The sequence below is a fragment of the Streptomyces sp. NPDC005962 genome (assembly GCF_040629205.1).
Taxonomy (GTDB): Bacteria; Actinomycetota; Actinomycetes; order Streptomycetales; family Streptomycetaceae; genus Streptomyces.
In genome coordinates this window covers 266,485-284,908 of sequence record NZ_JBEXVE010000006.1, presented here as the reverse complement: position 1 = coordinate 284,908, position 18,424 = coordinate 266,485, and the positions used below count along the sequence as shown (strand labels likewise).

Below are 18,424 nucleotides of genomic sequence, written 5' to 3'. Positions count from 1 at the left end.
ATCACGCTATGGACGCGCGCGTCGGACGGCGCGCCGAGCGAGGCAGCAGGGTGACGGCGTAAAGCCAAGGGGCCCGGCACCTTCCGGTGCCGGGCCCCTTGATCAGAAAACCGCTACTGGTTCTGGTTCTCGCCGCGGTAGTACTCGAAGACCCACCCGAAGAGGCCGACCATGACCATCGGGGCCGCGAAGAACAGCAGCCACCAGCCGAAGACCACGCCCATGAAGGCCAGGGCGCCGCCGACGGCCAGGGACAGCGGCTGCCAGCTGTGCGGGGAGAAGAAGCCCAGCTCACCGGCGTCGTCCGCGACATCCGCGTCCTGGTTGTCCTGCGCCCCGGCATCCACCCGGCGCGCGGTGAATGCCAGGTAGAAGCCGATCATGATGCTCAGCCCGAAGGCGAGGAACAGCGCCGTGGTACCGGCGGGCTCCTTCGACCACACGCCGTAGACGATCGCCATCAGCAGGATGAAGACGGCGAGCCAGATGAACATCCGGCCTTGGACCTTCACTTGTCGGCCTCCTTACCACCCGCGAGGGCCTTGTCTTCGTCGGCCGCACCGTGGTGCTCAAGCTGTTCGAGCGCCGCGATCTCGGGGTGGTGCAGGTCGAACGCCGGGGATTCGGAGCGAATCCGCGGCAGGGTGAGGAAGTTGTGCCGCGGCGGCGGGCAGGAGGTGGCCCACTCCAGCGAGCGGCCGTAGCCCCACGGGTCGTCGACCTCGACCTTCTTGCCGTACTTGGCGGTCTTCCACACGTTGTAGAGGAACGGCAGGATCGACAGGCCGAGCAGGAACGAACTGATCGTGGAGATCGTGTTCAGCGCGGTGAAGCCGTCGGCCGCCAGGTAGTCGGCGTACCGGCGCGGCATGCCCTCGGCGCCCAGCCAGTGCTGCACCAGGAAGGTGCCGTGGAAGCCGATGAACAGCGTCCAGAAGGTGATCTTGCCGAGCTTCTCGTCCAGCATCTTGCCGGTCATCTTCGGCCACCAGAAGTGGAAGCCGGAGAACATCGCGAAGACCACGGTGCCGAAGACCACGTAGTGGAAGTGGGCCACCACGAAGTACGAGTCGGAGACGTGGAAGTCCATCGGCGGCGACGCCAGGATGACGCCGGTCAGACCACCGAAGGTGAAGGTGATGAGGAAGCCGATCGCCCAGAGCATCGGGGTCTCGAAGCTCAGCGAGCCCTTCCACATCGTGCCGATCCAGTTGAAGAACTTGATACCGGTCGGAACCGCGATCAGGAACGTCATGAAGGAGAAGAACGGCAGCAGCACCCCGCCGGTGACGTACATGTGGTGCGCCCACACGGTCACCGACAGACCGGCGATGGAGATCGTCGCGGCGACCAGGGTGAAGTAACCGAACATCGGCTTGCGCGAGAAGACCGGGATGACCTCGGAGATGATCCCGAAGAACGGCAGCGCGATGATGTACACCTCTGGGTGTCCGAAGAACCAGAAGAGGTGTTGCCACAACAACGCGCCGCCATTGGCCGCGTCGAAGACATGCGCCCCGAATTTTCGGTCCGCCTCCAGGGCGAACAGCGCGGCGGCCAGCACCGGGAAGGCGAGCAGCACCAGGACGGCGGTCAGCAGCACGTTCCAGGTGAAGATCGGCATGCGGAACATCGTCATGCCGGGAGCGCGCATGCAGATGATCGTGGTGATGAAGTTGACCGCACCGAGGATCGTGCCGAAGCCGGAGAAGGCCAGACCCATGATCCACATGTCGGCGCCGATGCCCGGCGAGCGGACCGCGTCCGACAGCGGCGAGTAGGCGAACCAGCCGAAGTCGGCCGCGCCCTGCGGGGTCAGGAAGCCGCCCACCGCGATGAGCGAGCCGAAGAGGTACAGCCAGTACGCGAACATGTTCAGCCGCGGGAACGCCACATCGGGCGCGCCGATCTGGAGCGGCATGATCCAGTTCGTGAAGCCCGCGAACAGCGGGGTGGCGAACATCAGCAGCATGATCGTGCCATGCATCGTGAACGCCTGGTTGAACTGCTCGTTCGACATGATCTGCGTGCCGGGACGGGCCAGCTCGGCGCGCATGAAGAGCGCCATCAGTCCGCCGATGCAGAAGAACGCGAACGACGTGACCAGGTAGAGCGTGCCGATCGTCTTGTGGTCGGTGGTGGTCAGCCACTTGACGACGACATTGCCGGGCTGCTTGCGGCGCACCGGCAACTCATCCTCGTACGAGGCGGTTGCGTCGGCACCCTGGGGTTCGTTGAGGATGCTCACTGTGTCTTGGTCTCCGCGTTCTTGGCGGGGTCCGTCTGCGCAATGCCCGCCGGGATGTATCCCGTCTGGCCCTTCTTCGCCAGGTCCTTCAGGTGCTGCTGGTAGCGCTCCGGCGAAACGACCTTGACGTTGAAGAGCATCCGGGAGTGGTCGACACCGCACAGCTCGGCGCACTTGCCCTTGAAGGTGCCCTCCCGGTTCGGGGTGACCTCGAACCGGTTGGCGTGGCCCGGGATGACGTCCATCTTCATCAAGAAGGGGACCACCCAGAACGAGTGGATGACATCGCGGGAGGTCAGGATGAACTCGACCGACTCACCCTTCGGCAGCCACAGGGTGGGACCCGGGTTGCCGGTCTGCGGATTCCGCTCGCCGGGGGTGCCGGTTTCGTAGACGCCCTCGGCGCCCTTGGGAACGGTGTCGAGCATCTTGTCCGGGATGGACGACACCTCCTTCGGCATCGCCTTGGGGCTGGCCGCGTTCCCGTCCACGTTCTCCATGTAGTTGAAGCCCCAGCTCCACTGGTAGCCAACGACGTTGACTACGTGGTCGGGCTTCTTGGAGGTCTTGAGGAGGGCGTTCTCATCGCGCGCGGTGAAGTAGAACAGCACCGCGACGATGATGATCGGGACCACGGTGAACAGTGCCTCGAGGGGCATGTTGTACCGGACCTGTACCGGGACCTCGATCCTGGTCCTGGTCCTGCGGTGGAGGATGACCGACCACAGGATCAGGCCCCAGACCAGCACGCCCACGGCGAGCGCTGCTGCCCACGAGCCCTGCCACAGGGAGAGAATCCGCGGCGCCTCCTCTGTGGCCGGGGTGGGCAATCCGAGGCGGGGAAAGTCCTTTGATGTGCAACCGGTGGCGGTCGCCAGGACCAAGCCCGCGGACAGCGCCTGCAGCAGCTTCCGCCGCACCGGGCGCCGCGACGAGCGGTCGGAGCCGTTGGGACTCACGTAGCGCCTTCCCGAGAGTCTCGCCCGCGCGGTCCGCCGCGGCCGTCATCTGGTCGGTCGCCGGCCCGGTGCGGGCAGGGGTTTGGATGTTTATGCGGACCAAACCCTACTGGACGCCATTTGGCGCTGCGCGGGGAGGGTGCCCAACGCGCCGGGCCCCTCCCCGAAGGGGTGGCCTCACCCTCGGAAGACCGTGGAATCCCAACGGAATGACCTGCTCCACCGGCGTTTTCCGGGCCCGTGGGCGGGGCGGGGTGTTGCCGCCGGACGACCGGGGTAAAGGTGGTGCGGGCAGCGCCCCGTTCGTGTGAGGGCGCGCGGCGGCACGCCGTACGCCCGTGCGTGGCGTGCCCGCGTCCCGCGTTCGCGTCCTCCCCTGTCCTTTCGCGTTCTTATGGCGCGATTTTCCGGCTCGTTTTTCTTATGAGCCGCGTGCCGGGCGCAGCGGCTAGCGTTCTTTACGTGCCCTATTTCGACGCGGCCTCGTCCGCACCGCTGCACCCCGTGGCCCGGCAGGCGCTGCTCGCCGCCCTCGACGAGGGGTGGGCCGACCCGGCCCGGCTCTACCGCGAGGGGCGGCGCGCCCGGCTGCTGCTGGACGCCGCGCGGGAGACGGCCGCCGAGGCCGTCGGATGCCGCCCCGACGAGCTGGCCTTCACTCCTTCGGGGACCCGCGCCCTGCACGACGGCATCGCGGGGGCGCTCGCCGGGCGCCGCCGGGCCGGGCAACGGCTGATCGTCTCCGCCGTGGAGCACTCCGCGGTGTTCCAGGCCGCGGCGGCGCACGAGGCGTCCGGCGGCACGGTCGCCGAAGTTCCGGTGGACCGTACGGGCCGGGTCGCGCCGGACGCGTACGCGGCGGCTCTGCGCGAGGCGCCCGACGGCGTCGCGCTGGCCTGTCTCCAGTCCGCGAACCACGAGGTCGGCACGGTGCAGCCGGTGGCCGAGGCCGCGGAGGCGTGCACGGCGGCCGGGGTACCGCTGCTGGTGGACGCGGCCCAGTCGCTGGGCTGGGGCCCGGTGGAGGGCCGGTGGTCGCTGCTCACCGCGAGCGCCCACAAATGGGGCGGTCCGGCCGGGGTCGGGCTCCTCGCGGTGCGCAAGGGCACCCGGTTCCGTCCGGCCGCGGCGGACGAGCGGGAGTCGGGCCGCGCCCCGGGCTTCGAGAACCTCCCGGCCATCGTCGCGGCCGCCGCCTCGCTGCGCGCCGTACGGGCCGAGGCCGCCGAGGAGGCGGAGCGGCTGCGGGGGCTGGTGGACCGTATCCGGGCCCGGGTGCCGCGGCTGGTGCCGGACGTGGAAGTGGTGGGCGATCCGGAGCGGCGGCTGCCACATCTGGTCACCTTCTCGTGTCTCTATGTCGATGGAGAGGCGCTGCTGCACGAGCTGGACCGGGCGGAGTTCTCGGTCTCGTCCGGGTCCTCGTGCACCTCCAGCACGCTGGTTCCCAGCCATGTGCTGCGTGCCATGGGGGTGCTGTCCGAGGGCAACATCCGCCTCTCGCTCCCGCGCGGCACCGCCGGGACGGACGTGGACCGGTTCCTGGAGGTGCTGCCGGGCGTGGTGGCCGGGGTACGCGAGCGGCTGGGCGCCCCGGAGACGGTCGGCGCCTCTGCGGCGGAGGCCGCATCCGAGACCTCTGGCCTGGTCGTCGATTCGCTGGGCAGGCGGTGCCCGATCCCGGTGATCGAACTGGCCAAGGTCATCGGCGACGTACCGGTGGGCGAGGTGGTGACCGTGCTGTCCGACGACGAGGCGGCACGGCTGGACATTCCGGCGTGGTGCGAGATGCGGGGGCAGACGTACGAGGGCGAGCGCCCCGCCGAGCGCGGCACGGCGTACCGGGTGCGCCGCCGGACGTAGGGCACCGGACGTGAGGCACCGGACGCCGGACGTGAGGCGGGGCCGGGGAAACGTTCCCCCGGCCCCGCTCCGCGCGTGCTGCCGTCAGACCAGGTGCTCGCCGATCTCGGCCGCCGCCTCGTCGCCGTAGGCCTTGGCGAAGCGCTCCATGAAGTGGCCGCGGCGCAGCTCGTACTCCTGCGTGCCGACCGTCTCGATGACGAGCGTCGCGAGCATGCAGCCCACCTGGGCGGCGCGCTCCAGCGGGAGCTTCCAGGACAGACCGGAGAGGAAGCCCGCGCGGAAGGCGTCGCCGACGCCCGTGGGGTCGGCCTTCCGCTCCTCTTCGGCGCAGCCGACGACGATCGGCTCCTCGCCCTCGCGCTCGATCCGGACGCCCTGGGCGCCCAGCGTGGTGATGCGGGTGCCGACCTTGGCGAGGATCTGCTCGGAGGTCCAGCCGGTCTTGGTCTGGATCAGCGCGGCCTCGTACTCATTGGTGAAGAGGTATTCCGCGCCGCCCACCAGCACCCGGATGTCCTCGCCGTCCATGCGGGCGAGCTGCTGCGAGGGGTCGGCGGCGAACGGGATGCCGCGCGAGCGGCACTCCTCGGTGTGGCGGACCATCGCCTCCGGGTCGTCCGCGCCGATGAGCACCAGGTCCAGCCCGCCGACCCGCTCGGCGATCGGCTGCAGCTCGATCTGGCGGGCCTCGCTCATCGCGCCGGGGTAGAAGGAGGCGATCTGGTTCTGGTCGTCGTCGGTGGTGCAGACGAAGCGCGCGGTGTGCAGCACCTCGGAGATCCGGACGGACTGGGTGTCCACACCGTGCCGGTCCAGCCAGGCGCGGTATTCGGCGAAGTCCTCGCCGGCCGCGCCGACCAGGACCGGGCGCTGCCCGAGCACCCCCATGCCGAAGCAGATGTTCGGGGCGACCCCGCCGCGGCGGACTTCGAGCTTGTCGACGAGGAAGGAGAGGGAGACCGTGTGCAACTGGTCGGCGACCAGCTGATCGGCAATGCGTCCGGGGAAGGTCATCAGATGATCGGTGGCAATGGAGCCGGTGACGGCGATACGCACGGGAGCTGCTCCTGTTTCGGGGCGGCGGCGAAATCGGACGCGCTTCACGCTATCCGCTTCCCCTCCCGCATACGAACGGCAGGAACTACCCGGTAGTAGGGCATACGGTGCAGAGATGACGGGGCGCGTGCCCGTGCGGGCCCCATGGACCGGGAGGCCGTATGCCGCAGCACGTCACCCCCGCACTGACCGCCGCCGGGGCGATCGAGCCCGACTCGCTGGCCGAACTGCGCGGCTACGGCGCGCGGATGGCGCCCCACTGGGCGGTCCCGGTGGTCACCGTATCGCCTCCGGCCGGGCCCGTATCCCCGTCGCGTATACGTGGGATCACGGTTTCCGCCGCGTCCGCCGACCTGGTCGGCGGGATGTCCGACTACGGCGACTGAGAACCGCGGCCGCGGACGACTCCTGCGGGCGGCCGAAAAGCGGCGGACGCGGCGGAAGGAACCAGCCGCCCCTTCACCCCGTCACATCGGCAACCCCCTCGCGAGGGCAATCCGGACAACGTGAGCGGAGCCGAAGGAGTGAAACGGTGAGCACCGAGGAGACCGACACCCCGCAGACCCCCGACGACGACCATCCGCAGCCGCGTCGGCGTTCCCGGCTGGCCGTCGTATCGGTGGCGGCCGCGGTGCTGGTCGCCGGTGGCGGCGGCGCGTACTGGGCCTCGACCGCGGCGAACGGCAGCGGCTCCCGGGGCCCGGGCTCGGCGGACAGGGACGGATCGCCCCAGCCCCTCGCACTGGACGCGTACGCCGCCCCGGCGGGGCACAAGGGCATCGCGGTCGGCGAGCCCGATCCGCACGGCGGCGGCAGCGGCGGCACTGGTGGCCGGTATGTGGTCGACGGAAAGCTGCCCGACGGACCCGACGAGGCACCCGTCTACCGGACCGACACCAAGGTCGCCAAGGCCGACGTGGCGCGGCTGGCGAAGGCCCTGGACGTCTCCGGCAGCCCCCGCGCCGACCACGGCTACTGGAAGGTCGGGGGCGCGAAGGACGGCGGCGGCCCGGTGCTGCGGGTGAGCGAGAAGGGCCCGGGCAGCTGGTCGTACTCCCGGTTCGGGGCGCCGGGCGGCACCTCCTGTGTGCATCCGCCGGGCGCGGGGCCGAAGAAGGCCGCAGACACGTCCTGCCCGACCTACCGCGACGGTGACAAGAAGAGCGACACCAATAAGACCGACAAGCCTGACAAGACCGATAAGGCCGTGTCCGAGGAGAAGGCCAAGAGCACGGCCGAGCCGGTACTGAAGGCGCTCGGACTGACGGACGCGAAGCTCGACGCGGGCGGCCGCTACGGCGCCATGCGCATGGTGAACGCGGACCCGGTGCTGGACAAGCTGCCCACCCAGGGCTGGACGACCAGCCTCCAGGTGGGCGCGGACGGCCGGGTGGCCGGTGGGAACGGCATGCTGTCGGCGCCGAAGGAGGACGACAGCTACCCGCTGATCAGCGCGGAGCAGGCGCTGAAGAAGCTCAACGCCACGGCCGGGAAGAGCGGCGGAAGCGGGTCCGGGAAGGTGACCGTGAAGTCGGTGACCTTCGGGCTGGCCTCGCACTCCGTGGCCGGACAGCGGGCGCTGGTGCCGTCGTGGATCTTCAAGACGGAGCCGACCGGGGCCAACGGCGTCGCGGTGACCCTCCCCTACCCGGCCGTGAAGCCGGAGTTCATCAAGAAGAAGGCGGCCACCGACAACGCCACCGACACCGGCGGCAAGACCCCGGGCCAGGGCAAGAAGCACAATGAGCCGGGCACACCGGGCCACGGCTCCAAGACCGACGACATCACCTCGTACAGCGCGGACGGGAAGACCCTGACGCTGCGCTTCTGGGGCGGCGTGTGCAACACCTACTCGGTCTCCGCGAAGGAGACGTCGAAGAAGGTGACGGTCGAGATCGAGAGCAAGCCGAAGCGTCCGGGCCAGGCGTGCATCCTCATGGCCAAGGAGATGACCAAGAAGGTCACGCTCGACAAGCCGGTGGACGGCCGGACGGTCGTGGACAAGGCGACGGGCGAGAAGGTCCCGGCGCAGAAGAAGTAGCCGGCGCGGAAGAAGTAGCCCAGCAAACGCCGGAGGCGGCGGGTCCGGATGGACCCGCCGCCTCCGTATGCCCGTTGCCGGGGCTCAGCTGAAGGAGTCGCCGCAGGCGCAGGAGCCCGAGGCGTTCGGGTTGTCGATCGTGAAGCCCTGCTTCTCGATGGTGTCGACGAAGTCGATCGAGGCGCCACCCAGGTACGGGGCGCTCATCCGGTCGGTCACGACCTTGACGCCGTCGAAGTCCTTGATGACGTCGCCGTCAAGCGCGCGCTCGTCGAAGAAGAGCTGGTAGCGCAGGCCGGAGCAGCCGCCGGGCTGGACGGCGACGCGCAGCGCGAGGTCTTCGCGGCCTTCCTGCTCCAGCAGGCCCTTGACCTTCGACGCGGCGGCGTCGGACAGGATGATGCCCTCGCTCGCGGTGGTCTCGTCCTGAACGGTCATCTGCTTCTCTCCCGGGTCGTACGGACTGCTTGCCGTCGGAACCAACCAACGGCGCCCCGGATTCATTCCGGGCCCAGCGCATTTTCCTGGCTCTTCATGCTCGCACACGGGGCCCTCGGACCGGAATGCGTCACATCGACGCGATGCCCATCGTCAACATGACGTGAAGCGGCTATGATAGATAGCGTCAAGTTGACGATTAGGGTTCCGAGTGAAGAAAGAAGGGTGCGTGTCGTGACCACCGCCCAGCCTCTCGACGTCCAGCCGACCCCGCTCGCGCTGCTCCTGCTCGGCCGTGACGCCGACCCGAGGAGCGAACGCGGTGTGGAGTGCCCCGGTGACCTCCCCGCGCCCTCCGACCCGGACCTGGTGGCCCGCGCCCGCGCGGCCAAGGAGAAGCTCGGCGACAAGGTCTTCGTGCTCGGCCACCACTACCAGCGCGACGAGGTCATCGAGTTCGCCGACGTCACCGGTGACTCCTTCAAGCTCGCCCGGGACGCGGCGGCCCGGCCGGACGCCGAATACATCGTCTTCTGCGGTGTACACTTCATGGCGGAGTCCGCCGACATCCTGACCGGCGACGCCCAGCAGGTCGTCCTCCCCGACCTGGCGGCGGGCTGTTCGATGGCCGACATGGCCACCGCCGAGCAGGTCGCCGAGTGCTGGGACGTGCTGACCGAGGCGGGCGTCGCCGGGACGACGGTGCCCGTCTCGTACATGAACTCCTCCGCCGACATCAAGGCCTTCACCGGCCGCCACGGCGGCACGATCTGCACCTCCTCCAACGCCCGCCGGGCCCTGGACTGGGCCTTCCAGCAGGGCGAGAAGGTGCTGTTCCTGCCCGACCAGCACCTGGGCCGCAACACCGCCGTGCGGGACATGGGCATGTCGCTGGAGGACTGCGTCGTCTACAACCCGCACAAGCCCGGCGGCGGGCTGACCGCCGAGCAGCTGCGCGCCGCCAAGATGATCCTGTGGCGCGGCCACTGCTCCGTGCACGGGCGCTTCTCGCTGGAGTCCGTACGGGACGTCCGCGAGCGCATACCGGGCGTCAACGTGCTGGTGCACCCCGAGTGCAAGAACGAGGTCGTCGCGGCGGCCGACCTCGTCGGCTCGACCGAGTACATCATCCAGGCGCTCGAAGCCGCCCCGGCCGGCAGCAAGTGGGCGATCGGCACCGAGCTGAACCTCGTCCGGCGGCTGGCGAACCGATTCGCCGCGGAGGACAAGGAGATCGTCTTCCTCGACAAGACGGTGTGCTTCTGCTCGACCATGAACCGGATCGACCTGCCGCACCTGGTGTGGACCCTGGAGTCGCTGGTGGCGGGCAAGGTCGTCAACCGCATCCAGGTGGACCCGGAGACGGAGACCCACGCGAAGGCCGCGCTGGAGCGGATGCTCGCGCTCCCGTAGCCCTCCCCCGCGCCCCAGGCCCGCCGCCGGGCCGGTACGCCGCCCCGCCCGGGTCCCGGGCGGGGCGGCTTCGTTCCGCGCACACCCTTGCGTGGTCAAAGCCCCGGCAAATAAACCTGCCGTGTCTCCTTTGATGCAATCGAAAAGCCTTGCGCCTCGTCGTGGCGGACTGCTAGCGTCACCACGGATCAAGAGAACGGGGGCTCTCTATGCTGGCATTTCTGCCGCTTCATACGACGCATGGCGTCTTCACGGCCAACTCATTCGCCCGGATGCCCGGGCACTTCGGGTAGGGCCGAGCACTCTCCCGGCGCACCTTCCGCGCCACAACTCTCCACGTAATCACTGGGCAATTCCAGGGACGTCGACCGCGTTCCGCGGAAAGCCCAGGGCTCCATCTTGCATGGGCTCCATCCTGCACGGACAAACAGTTCTGCAAAGGAAGTGTACGTGAGCGACCGCATTTCAGAAGACAGCCGGATCAACCCTGCCGAGCTGTTCGACCCCATGAGTCCCGAGTTCATCGCGAACCCGCACGGCGCCTATCGCGTCGCCCGCGAGAAGGCTCCCGTCTGCCCACTGTCGGAGCACGGTCCGTGGGTCATTACGGGACGCGAGGAGATGGCGCAGGTCCTGCGCGATCCGCTGAAGTTCACCAGCCGGAACAACACCCATGGCGCATATGAGCTGACCGACGAATGCAAGGAGCTGCTCTCGGGCTCGCTCTTCTACCGGGTCACCTTATTCAATTCCGACCCCGAGACCCACGGCCGCTTCCGCTCCCTGGTCAACGGGGAGTTTACGCCGCGCGCCCTGCGCCGCCGTGAGCCCGCGATCCGGGAGCTGGCGAAGAAGCTCGTACAGGATTTCCAGGACGCCGGGAGCATCGACCTTCTCTCCGGCTTCGCCTATCCGCTGCCGATGACGGTGATCTGCGACATCATCGGCGTCCCCGCGGAGGACCACGCCACGGTGAAGGCGTGGAACGACGACTGGCTCCTCCTGCAGGTCATGCCCCTGCCCCCGGAGGAGCAGCTGCGCTGCGCGAAGAGCGTGCTCGCCTACGAGGAGTACTACCGGGGCCTGCTCGCGGACCGCGCCCGGCACCCGGCCGACGACCTGCTCAGCGTGCTCGTCGAGGCGGCCGCGCGGCAGGACGCCGCCTGCACCCTCGACGACGCCGTGCTCGCCCTCCAGGTCATCCTGGCCGCCGGACACGAGACGACGACCAACCTCATCGCGAACACCCTCCACCAGCTGCTCCGGGACCGGAGCCTGTGGGAGAAGGCCGTCGCCGACCGCGAGCTGATTCCCGCGGCGGTGGAGGAAGGGCTGCGGTTCGACACCTCGGTCCAGGGCGCGCCCCGGCTGGCCGCCGAGGACACCACGGTCGGCGGCGTGACGATCCCGGCCGGGGCCAAGGTGCACACGATGTTCGCGGCGGTCGGCCGCGACCCCGGGCTGACCGAGGACCCCGAGACCTTCCGGCTCGACCGGAGCGGCCCGCCGCGCCACTTCGCGTTCGGCCACGGCATCCACTTCTGCCTCGGCGCGAGCCTGGGCCGCCTGGAGAGCCGCATCGCGCTGGAGACGCTCGCCGAGGCCCTGCCCGGCATCGCACTCGCCCCCGGCTTCGAGCCGCGGTACGTCCCGGGCGGGCTCGTCTTCCACGGCCTGTCGGCTCTTCCGGTCACCTGGCCCACCGGCTGACTCAACGGCCGACTCAACGGCTTTCGCAGGTCGCACGGAATTCAGTCGCACGGAATTCAGAGGTTTCACGGATCTCCGCTTCTTTCAAGGAGTCGTCCATGGCCGCCGCCATCAGCGCTGCCCCGAACGTGCCCATCAGTCCTGGCAAGCTGCCGCTCATCGGGCATGCCTTCGCCATGTGGAGAAACCCCCTCAAGTTCTTCAACTCGGTGAGCGAGCAGGGTCCGCTCGCCCGTATTCAGCTCGGCCCGCTGCACGCCTATCTCGTCAGCGACCACGACATGCTGTACGACATCCTGGTGCGCAAGTCCAAGGACTACGAGAAGGGAATGCAGTACGACCGCGTGCGCTCCATGCTCGGCAATGGCATTCTCCTCTCCGAGGACGAGCTGCACCGGAGCCAGCGGCTGCTGATGCAGCCCGCTTTCCACCACACCCAGATCGCCACCTATCTGGGAATCATGCGGGACAGTGCCACCGCCGTCTTCGACTCATGGGAAGACGGCCAGCGGGTGAACATGTATCCCATGTTCTACGAGCTGGCCGTCCGGATCGTCATCAAGGCGCTCTTCTCCACCGACATGGCCGAGCACGACATCAAGGAAGTGTATCGGTGCATGCCCGTCGTGATTTCGGGCGTGGAGCGCCGGGCGGCGGTTCCGCCCGCTCTGCTGGACCGGGTTCCGACGCGCGGCAGCAAGCTGTTCCACAGTGCCATCGGCCGACTGACAAAGGTGGGACGCCGTATCGTCTCGGATCTCGATTCCGAGCGGGACCGGGCCGCAAATGATCTGATGGCGAGGCTTTTCGCCGCGCGGGATTCGGGAAATCCGAATGTCACGGACCAGCAGATCCACGAAGAGTTCATGACCATGCTGACCGCCGGTTCCGAGACGACGCCGAGCGCGATGTCCTGGACGGCGTACCTGCTGGGCGAGCACCCCGACGTCCAGCGGAAGCTGCAGGCGGAAGTGGACGCCGTACTGGAGGGGCGCCCCGTCACGGCGGAGGATCTGCCGAAGCTGGAGTACACCCGCCGGGTGGTCACCGAATCGCTGCGGATGTACCCCCCGGTCTGGGCGCTGGGGCGGCGGACCAGGGTGGACACCCAGCTGGGCGGGCACCGCATCCCCCGGGGGACCGAGGTGCTGTACTCCATCTACGCGGTCCACCACGACCGCACGGTCTACCCGAAGCCCGGCACGTTCGACCCGGACCGCTGGCTGCCGGAGCGCCGCCGGGAGGTCCCGCGCAGCGCGTTCATGCCCTTCGGCGCGGGCGTCCGCAACTGCATCGGGGAATCGTTCGCGTGGAACGAGATCCAGGCCGTGATCGCCACGCTCGCCTCCCAGTGGCATGTGCGGCCCACCAGTGACAAGCCGGTGGAGCCGATCGCGATGGGCGCCCTCGTACCGGGGCCGCTCCCGATGACCGTCGTCCGGCGCAAGATATGAGCGGATCGGCCCTCACCCTCGAAGAGCACGCCGCCGTCCGCACCCAGATCGAGGACAGGCTCCGCTCGTTCCTCGACGCCAAGGTCGGCGAGGTCACCAACGCCGAGACCCGGGGCGTGCTCCAGCGCCTGCGCGACTTCGCGCTGGGCGCGGGGAAGCGTATGCGCCCGCTGTTCTGCTACTGGGGCTGGCGGGGCATCCTGGGCGAGGACCGCGCCGAGGACGACATCCTGTCGGTGGCGGCCGCCGTGGAGCTCTTCCACGTGGCCGCGCTGATCCACGACGACATCGTCGACCGCAGCGACCTCCGGCGCGGGCTGCCGACGATGCACCGCGCCTACGCCCGTCTGCACGAGGAGTCGTGCTGGAACGGCGAAAGCGGCCACTTCGGCCTGAGCGCGGCGCTGCTGGCCGGGAACGCCGGGATCGTCTGGTCCGACGAGCTGTTCCACGACGGCTGGCGCGCCCGCCGCTCGCCGGGCGCCATGTCCCTGTTCTCCGGGCTGCGCGCCGACGCCATCCACGGGGAGTACCTGGATCTCTTCGGCGAGGCGCGGACCGGTTCGGTGGCGGAGGCCCTGGAGGTCGTGCGCTACAAGACGGCCGGTTACTCCGTGCGCGATCCCCTCCGGCTCGGTGGCGTCCTGGCGGGTGCGCCGGACGACGTCCTCGCCGCGTACGGGACGTACGGGATGCTGCTCGGCGAGGCCTACCAGATGCGTGACGACCTGTTCGGGATCTTCGGGGACCCGCTGACGACCGGGAAGTCGAACGTCGACGACATCCGCCAGGGCAAGCTGACCGTGCTCATCACCATCGCGCGGGACCTGGCCGGGCCGCGCGAGGCCAAGCTGATCGACCGGCTCTACGGAGCGCCCTGGGTCGACGGCGAGGGAGCCGCCGAGGTCAGGGACGCCGTGGAGCGCACCGGTGCGCGAGCGGTGGTCGAGGACATGATCAGCGACCGGCACACGGGCGCGCTGCGGGCGCTGGAGAGCGCCGCGATCCACCCCGCCGCCTCGGAGGCGCTGCGCGGGCTGGCCCATGCCGCCGTGGACCGCCGGACGTGAGCTACGGCCGCCGAACCGCGCCGAAACCTTCCTTCATTCCAGTCGGCCTGAGGAGCGTCGCCATGCCACGGACCCGAAGCCCCTACGTTCCCGGCGAGGAGTTCTACCTCCCCGCGTTCCCGTATCTGCTGCCCGCGCTCGCCCACCCGGAGACGGCCGCCATCCACCGGAGTTCGAACGGCTGGGTGCGCGAGAACATGCGTTTCGCCCTGGACGGAGACCGGGAGCTGGACCAGCTCCTGGAGGAGGGCGCGGCGCTGTGGACGTGCTACGTCCTGCCGACGGCGGAGCGGGAGCGGTTGCAGCACCTGTGCCACTACACCGAGTATCTGTCCGTCTTCGACAACGCGATGGTCGACCGCAAGAAGATCGGCAGTGATGTCGACGCCGCGAAGGAGATGTTCGCCCGGGTGGTGAACATCCTCGACGACCGGGCGGTCGGCGGCGACTTCGAGTGGGGCCGCGTCCTGCGGGGCGTCTGGCGCGAGATGCGCGCCCAGATCCCCGACCGCCAGTGGGAACGCTTCCTCGGCGAGGTCCGCCGCTTCCTCTCCGGCTGCGTCGCCGAGATCACCTCCCGGCGCGACGACGAGGTCTTCGACCTGGAGACGTATCTCCACGTCCGCCGGGACAGCGTCGGCATGGGGATGTACTTCGTGCTCGGCGAATACGGCCTGGGCATCGACCTCACCGACCAGCTGGAAGCCCACGCCGAGCTGCGCAAGCTCATCGACATCGCGCTTGAGCACATCATGCTCACCAACGACATGTTCTCCTTCCGCGCCGAGGCCGCGATGGACGACTACGTCAACGCGATCGCGGTGCTGCGGCTCAGCGAGAACATGGACCTCCAGTCCGCCGTGGACCGGCTCTTCCGTGTCATCGAGGACCGGCGGAACGACTTCATGGCGGCGCGGAAGGCCATCGAGGACGGCGCACTCGGCCGCGACCCCGCCGTGACCGCCTACCTCGACGCCCTCTGGCACATGATGGCCGGGAACCTCCAGTGGTCCTATCTCACCTCGCGCTACAACGGCATCGGGCACCGGTGGAACGACGTCCGGTCGGGCGTGGTGACCCTGCACGCGGAGCAGACCGTGTTCAGCGACCGTCCGTACCACAGCGTGGGGCGGCGGTCCGCGTGACGGACCTCGCGACCTACCGGGTGGCGCGCGGCCGGGTGCCGCTCGCCGGACACACGCCGTCGATGGTGCGCGACCCGTTCCGGTTCCTGCGGTCGCTCCAGGGCCAGGCCGACATCGTGCGCGTCGACTTCGGCACCATCCCGACGTACTTCCTCACCGAACCGAAGCTGATCAACACCCTGCTGACGGACCATGACGGCGCCCTCGACAAGGGCCGCTTCTACGACAAGGTGCGCCCGCTGGCCGGGAACGGCGTCGTGCTGGCCAACGGCGACGAACACCGGCGGCAACTCGCCATGGTCAAGCCCTCGGTGCACCGCACCCAGGTCAACCGGTACGCCGAGGTGATGCGTGAAGTCGCCACCGACAAGGCGACGTCCTGGCGCGCCGGACAGCGGATCGCGGCCGACAAGGAGATGCACGCGATCACCCTGCGCATCCTGGCGAGCACGATGTTCGGGGCGGGGGTGGACGCGCACGCCGTCTCCGAACTGGTCCGGCTGCTGCCCGCCGTCCTCAAGGGGATCATGTGGCGCACGGTCGTGCCCGACGCGGTCAACCGGGTGCCGCTGCCGGTGAACCGGCGGTTCGACAGGGCCTTCGCCGAGCTGCGCGAGGCCATCAACCGGATCATGCGGTCCTACCGTGAACGGGGCGTCGACAACGGCGACCTGATGTCGGTGCTGCTGGCGACGCGGGACGAGAAGAGCGGCGAGCCGCTGACGGAACGCGAGGTGTGCGACCAGATCGTCGCGGTGACCATGGCCGGTGCCGAGACCGCCGCCACGGCGCTGGCGTGGACGTTCTACGAGATGGCCCGGCACCCGGAGATCGAGCACAAGGTCGCGGAAGAGGTCCGGGACGTGATCGGCGACCGCGACTTCGAGATCGGCGACGTGGCCAAGCTGGAGTACGTCAAGCGGGTGCTCCAGGAGTCGCTGCGGCTGCGGCAGCCCATCCTGGTCATCTCGCGCCGCACCACCCGGCCGATGGACCTCGGCGGCCGCAAGGTCCCGGCCGGTACCGAGCTGTTCTACAGCCCCTACGGGGTCTTCCGCGATCCGTCCCTGTATCCGTCCCCGGAGCGGTTCGACCCCGACCGGTGGCTGACCCGTCCGGTGACGAGCCTTCCGCGCGGCGCGTTCGTCCCCTTCGGCGGCGGCCCGAGGCACTGCTTCGGCGAGCACTTCGCCTGGACCATGATGGCGGCCGTCGTCGTCGAGGTCACCCGGCGCTGGCGGCTGGACCTCCCGCCGGGGTTCCGGGCCCGCGAGATGCCCTGGGCCACCGTGAACCCCAGCTCGCTGCCCATGACCGTGCTCCCCCGCGCGGGACGGTGACGGGCGCCGTGCGACGGGTGGAGACCAGCGTGCACATCGCGGCGGAGCCCACGCGGGTCTGGGCGGTCCTCACGGATTTCGCGGACTATCCGCGGTGGAGCCCCACGCTGCGGCGGATCAACGGCGCCCCGGCCGCGCACACACGGCTGACGGTCACCGTGGCGGGGCCGGGCGGCCGGGAGTGGACGATCAGGCCGCTGGTCCTCGCCGCCGAGCCCGGCCGCGTGCTGCGCTGGCGCGCCCGGCCGCTGCTGCCCGGAGTCCTCACCGGGGTGCACGAATTCGTGCTGACGCCGGAGGGGAGCGGCACCCGCGTCGTCCACGCCGACACCTTCTCCGGAGTCGCGGTCCCCGCGCTCGGCCGCTTCCTGACACGGAACGCGTCCGGGATGCGCGACCAGAACGCCGCGCTCAAAGCCCGGGTCGAAGCGATGAGAGCAACGAGCTAGTTCAGACCGGACCCTCCAGAAGGACAGCTGATGAGTGCCGAGCAGTGCCCCATGCGGATTCCCGTCAAGCGTGACGGAGTGTTCGACCCGCCGCCCGAGCTGGCCGAGCTGCGGACCCACACCCCGGTGGCTCCCCTGACCTACGCCGACGGCCACGTCGGCTGGATCGTGACGAGCTACCGGCTCGCCCGGGAAGTTCTGCAGGACCCGCGCTTCAGCTCCCGGCCGGAACTGCGGCACTCGGCGGTCCACGAGGTGCTGGGGGACGGCTCCCCGCCCGAGGAGGACGTGCCGGGGATGTTCGTCGGCATGGACCCCCCGGAGCACACCCGCTACCGGAAGCTGCTGACCGGCGAGCTGAGCGTGCGGCGGATGCGGCAGCTCGAAGAGAGGATCGAGGCCACCGCGCACCGCCTGATCGACGAGCTGAGCACGCCCGCCAGACGGGCCGACCTGGTACCGGAGTTCGCCGCCCCGCTGCCCTCGCTGGTGATCTGCGACCTCCTCGGCATCCCCTACCCGGAGTGGGAGCGCATCCGGCCGGTGTCCGAGCACATGCTGCGGACGGACTCCACGGCGGACCAGGTCAAGGAGTGCTACCGGGCCATCTTCGAGTTCCTCGGCGAGGCGGTCGAGCGGCAGCGGAAGCAGCCCCAGGACGACCTGCTGGGCGGGCTGGTCCAGGTCGGCGGACTGTCCGACGTCGAGTTGACGAGCATCGCCTTCCAGCTGTTCACGGCGGGCCACGAGACGACGGCGAACATGCTGTCGCTCGGCACCTTCACCCTGCTGACCCACCCCGGGCAGCTCGCCGCGCTGAAGGCGGACCCGGCCCTGCTGCACGGGGCCGTCGAGGAGCTGCTGCGGTACCTCACGGTCATCCAGTTCGGCATCTCCCGGGGCGCGCGGGAGGACGTGGAGCTGGGCGGGGTGACCGTCAAGGCCGGGCAGACGGTGACGATCTCGCTCCCGGCGGCGAACCGGGACCCGGAGCGCTTCGCCGACCCCGATGTGTTCGACATCCGGCGGCCCGCGGCCGGGAACCTGGCCTTCGGCTTCGGTGTCCACCAGTGCGTCGCCCAGCAGCTGGCGCGGGCCGAGATGCGGATCGGCTACCGGGCCCTGTTCGACCGTCTGCCGGGGCTTGCCCTCGCGGTCCCCGCGGACCGGGTCGAGACGCGCACGACGGAGATCGTCTACGGCATCAAGTCGCTGCCGGTCACATGGTAGGGAGG

The 18,424-nt window shown here is 69.5% G+C and carries 16 protein-coding genes; 11 read left to right on the top strand and 5 right to left on the bottom strand.

Translation table 11 applies throughout. From position 1 onward, the window contains the following. Window positions 1-113: 113 nt before the first annotated feature. Genes ABZ370_RS13320 through coxB form a run of 3 tightly spaced genes read right to left on the bottom strand, consistent with a single transcriptional unit; the run spans window position 114 to window position 3,207 of the window. Window positions 114-512, bottom strand: coding sequence for a cytochrome c oxidase subunit 4 (locus ABZ370_RS13320; RefSeq protein WP_358619735.1), 399 nt, complete (start codon window positions 510-512; stop codon window positions 114-116). Next, complete coding sequence (gene ctaD, locus ABZ370_RS13315; RefSeq protein WP_358619733.1) at window positions 509-2,248, bottom strand: cytochrome c oxidase subunit I; 1,740 nt, start codon at window positions 2,246-2,248, stop codon at window positions 509-511. The genes ABZ370_RS13320 and ctaD overlap by 4 nt, the downstream gene beginning before the upstream one ends. After that, window positions 2,245-3,207 carry a cytochrome c oxidase subunit II gene (gene coxB / locus ABZ370_RS13310; RefSeq protein WP_358619732.1) on the bottom strand — a complete coding sequence of 321 codons (963 nt, stop codon included), beginning with the start codon at window positions 3,205-3,207 and terminating at the stop codon, window positions 2,245-2,247. The genes ctaD and coxB overlap by 4 nt, the downstream gene beginning before the upstream one ends. A 462-nt stretch (window positions 3,208-3,669) precedes the next feature. On the opposite strand from coxB, the gene ABZ370_RS13305 reads away from it, so the two are divergent. Next, complete coding sequence (locus ABZ370_RS13305) at window positions 3,670-5,070, top strand: aminotransferase class V-fold PLP-dependent enzyme (RefSeq protein ID WP_358619731.1); 1,401 nt, start codon at window positions 3,670-3,672, stop codon at window positions 5,068-5,070. 84 nt (window positions 5,071-5,154) lie between these two features. Here the strand turns inward: ABZ370_RS13305 and ABZ370_RS13300 are convergent, their stop codons facing one another. Continuing rightward, window positions 5,155-6,129 carry a carbohydrate kinase family protein gene (locus ABZ370_RS13300; protein WP_358619729.1) on the bottom strand — a complete coding sequence of 325 codons (975 nt, stop codon included), beginning with the start codon at window positions 6,127-6,129 and terminating at the stop codon, window positions 5,155-5,157. Window positions 6,130-6,290: 161 nt separating this feature from the next. On the opposite strand from ABZ370_RS13300, the gene ABZ370_RS13295 reads away from it, so the two are divergent. Together ABZ370_RS13295 and ABZ370_RS13290 are read left to right on the top strand one after the other, a co-directional pair. Continuing rightward, the gene (locus tag ABZ370_RS13295) at window positions 6,291-6,515 is read left to right on the top strand and encodes a hypothetical protein (RefSeq protein ID WP_358619727.1); all 225 of its coding nucleotides are present in this window, start codon (window positions 6,291-6,293) and stop codon (window positions 6,513-6,515) included. A gap of 146 nt (window positions 6,516-6,661) precedes the next feature. Continuing rightward, window positions 6,662-8,170, top strand: a complete 1,509-nt coding sequence (locus ABZ370_RS13290) for a hypothetical protein (RefSeq protein WP_358619725.1) — start codon at window positions 6,662-6,664, stop codon at window positions 8,168-8,170. 84 nt (window positions 8,171-8,254) lie between these two features. On the opposite strand, the gene ABZ370_RS13285 is transcribed toward ABZ370_RS13290, so the two are convergent. Then, a complete protein-coding gene (locus ABZ370_RS13285) occupies window positions 8,255-8,608 on the bottom strand; it encodes an iron-sulfur cluster assembly accessory protein (protein WP_358619723.1) in 354 nt (117 codons plus the stop codon). 225 nt (window positions 8,609-8,833) lie between these two features. On the opposite strand from ABZ370_RS13285, the gene nadA reads away from it, so the two are divergent. The 8 genes from nadA (at window position 8,834) to ABZ370_RS13245 (ending at window position 18,419) form a co-directional block, all read left to right on the top strand. Beyond that, window positions 8,834-10,021 carry a quinolinate synthase NadA gene (gene nadA, locus ABZ370_RS13280; RefSeq protein WP_358619721.1) on the top strand — a complete coding sequence of 396 codons (1,188 nt, stop codon included), beginning with the start codon at window positions 8,834-8,836 and terminating at the stop codon, window positions 10,019-10,021. Between the two features lie 450 nt (window positions 10,022-10,471). Then, window positions 10,472-11,731: a cytochrome P450 gene (locus ABZ370_RS13275; protein WP_358619719.1), complete on the top strand. Its 1,260-nt coding sequence runs from the start codon at window positions 10,472-10,474 to the stop codon at window positions 11,729-11,731. A 98-nt stretch (window positions 11,732-11,829) separates the two neighbouring features. Next, the gene (locus ABZ370_RS13270; RefSeq protein WP_358619717.1) at window positions 11,830-13,185 is read left to right on the top strand and encodes a cytochrome P450; all 1,356 of its coding nucleotides are present in this window, start codon (window positions 11,830-11,832) and stop codon (window positions 13,183-13,185) included. Beyond that, the gene (locus tag ABZ370_RS13265) at window positions 13,182-14,255 is read left to right on the top strand and encodes a polyprenyl synthetase family protein (RefSeq protein ID WP_358619716.1); all 1,074 of its coding nucleotides are present in this window, start codon (window positions 13,182-13,184) and stop codon (window positions 14,253-14,255) included. Before ABZ370_RS13270 ends, ABZ370_RS13265 begins: the two co-directional genes overlap by 4 nt. A 62-nt stretch (window positions 14,256-14,317) precedes the next feature. Continuing rightward, window positions 14,318-15,400: a terpene synthase family protein gene (locus tag ABZ370_RS13260; RefSeq protein ID WP_358619714.1), complete on the top strand. Its 1,083-nt coding sequence runs from the start codon at window positions 14,318-14,320 to the stop codon at window positions 15,398-15,400. Then, entirely contained in the window at window positions 15,397-16,740 is a 1,344-nt protein-coding gene (locus tag ABZ370_RS13255; protein ID WP_358619713.1) for a cytochrome P450, read from the top strand. Before ABZ370_RS13260 ends, ABZ370_RS13255 begins: the two co-directional genes overlap by 4 nt. A gap of 8 nt (window positions 16,741-16,748) precedes the next feature. After that, window positions 16,749-17,189, top strand: coding sequence for an SRPBCC domain-containing protein (locus ABZ370_RS13250; RefSeq protein ID WP_358619711.1), 441 nt, complete (start codon window positions 16,749-16,751; stop codon window positions 17,187-17,189). A 30-nt stretch (window positions 17,190-17,219) separates the two neighbouring features. Then, on the top strand, window positions 17,220-18,419 hold the full coding sequence (locus ABZ370_RS13245; RefSeq protein WP_358619710.1) for a cytochrome P450: 1,200 nt from the start codon (window positions 17,220-17,222) through the stop codon (window positions 18,417-18,419). Window positions 18,420-18,424: the final 5 nt, after the last annotated feature.